This is a genomic window from Bradyrhizobium sp., from assembly GCF_049581145.1.
Classification (GTDB): domain Bacteria; phylum Pseudomonadota; class Alphaproteobacteria; order Rhizobiales; family Xanthobacteraceae; genus Bradyrhizobium.
Genome location: NZ_JBAURI010000573.1, coordinates 1 through 1530, shown reverse-complemented (window position 1 = coordinate 1530; position 1530 = coordinate 1). Strand labels below are relative to the sequence as shown.

At 60.8% G+C, this 1530-nt stretch carries 2 protein-coding genes; one reads left to right on the top strand and one right to left on the bottom strand.

What is annotated here, in order from left to right:
* A partial coding sequence (locus WCB02_RS19040; protein ID WP_423960380.1) for an SGNH/GDSL hydrolase family protein occupies positions 1 to 276 on the bottom strand: 276 nt, incomplete at its 3' end.
* 498 nt (positions 277 to 774) lie between these two features.
* On the opposite strand from WCB02_RS19040, the gene WCB02_RS19035 reads away from it, so the two are divergent.
* A partial coding sequence (locus tag WCB02_RS19035; RefSeq protein WP_423960379.1) for a sugar-binding domain-containing protein occupies positions 775 to 1530 on the top strand: 756 nt, incomplete at its 3' end.

Here is a 1530-nt window from a genome sequence, read left to right as displayed (position 1 = left end):
CCCCACGCCGGACGTCGCCCCACCCACCGCGAAGTCGTACAACGGCGCACCCAAATTCGTAGCCAACTGCTCCGCGGCCACCGGCCCATTCGAGAAGCGGCCGTCATAGTAAGGAGGAGGCGGATATCCAATCAACGAATAAAGATTCCCGTTATCCGAAAGGCTGTCCCCGTAAACGATCACGGAAGAAAACGAACTGGCGAAAGCGCTTGACGTCATCGCCATCAGCACAATCACCATCGCTGCGGCGAACAGTACAAACTTGCGTAGTTGCATAATCCCTCCAATTCCGATGACGAGCCGGCGGCCACGAAATCGTACCCGCGCAGGCTACATCTCCGCTAACGGTCGAGGCAAACTTCAGCAAAGGGGTTTGGATGCGGGATGAGAATCATCGCGATGTCTCCCCCCGCGAAGAATCGTTCCGGTCGGGACGAGCCGCCAGGTCGTCGACGTCGTCTCTCCCCGGGTGTCCTACCCAAACGCGCGTCCCGAAACCAGGCTAAAGCAGTCGATTTGCAACCCGAAACCCACCTAAGTCGCACAACGTTTCACCACCTCCCCCGCCACCGTTGCCTCGCAACTGCCCGCGAACACAGACCGTTACATGAGCACTGTTGATTTCGGCAACGCGAAACACGTATGTTGGTCAAGCACCTTCCGCCCCCACCCAATCTGCAGTTAACTCCAAGAAACAAAGACAATAGCCGAGGCCCATCCATGCGCGTCCAGTCAATTTCTCAAAAGCTCCTCCCCCTCCTAGCGCTCCCTTTATTGACTGCCGCCACCGCCCAGCAACCCCTCAACACGCTCCTCGTCGACGTAGACCACCGCCCCGCCATCACCCTCGACGGCCCCTGGCACTACCTCGTCGACATGACCGGCGGCAACCTCTACACCGCCCAGGGCAAGATCAAAGACAACACCTACGCCCTCAATCAGCACCTCGACGTCTCCGGTCCCACCAAGCCCGCCGAGTACAACTTCGCCACCGCCCCCATCCTCAACGTCCCCGGCGACTGGAACACCCAGGAACCCACCCTCTTCCGCTACGAAGGCGTCATCTGGTACGAGCGCGACTTCGACTTCCACCCCAATCCCGGCGTCCGCACCTTCCTCCACATCGGAGCCGCCAACTACCGCTCTCACGTCTGGATCAACGGCAAGCGCGTCTGCGACCACGAGGGAGGCTTTACCCCCTTCGATTGCGAAGCCACCCAGGTCCTCCACGCCGGCACCAACTTCGTCGTCATCGCCGTCGACTCCACCCGCCTCGTCGACGCCATTCCCGCCCTCGACTACGACTGGTACAACTACGGCGGCCTCACCCGCGACGTCTCCCTCGTTTCAGTCCCCGCGCACTTCATCGACGACTATGACGCCCACCTCGTCCCCGGCACCACCAACAAAATCTCCGGCTACGTCCACGTCGAAGGCGCATCTGCGGGCCTTTCCGTCACCATCAAAATCCCCGAAGCGCATCTCTCCACCACCGTCACCACCGACGCCGATGGTCGCGCCACCTTCGAT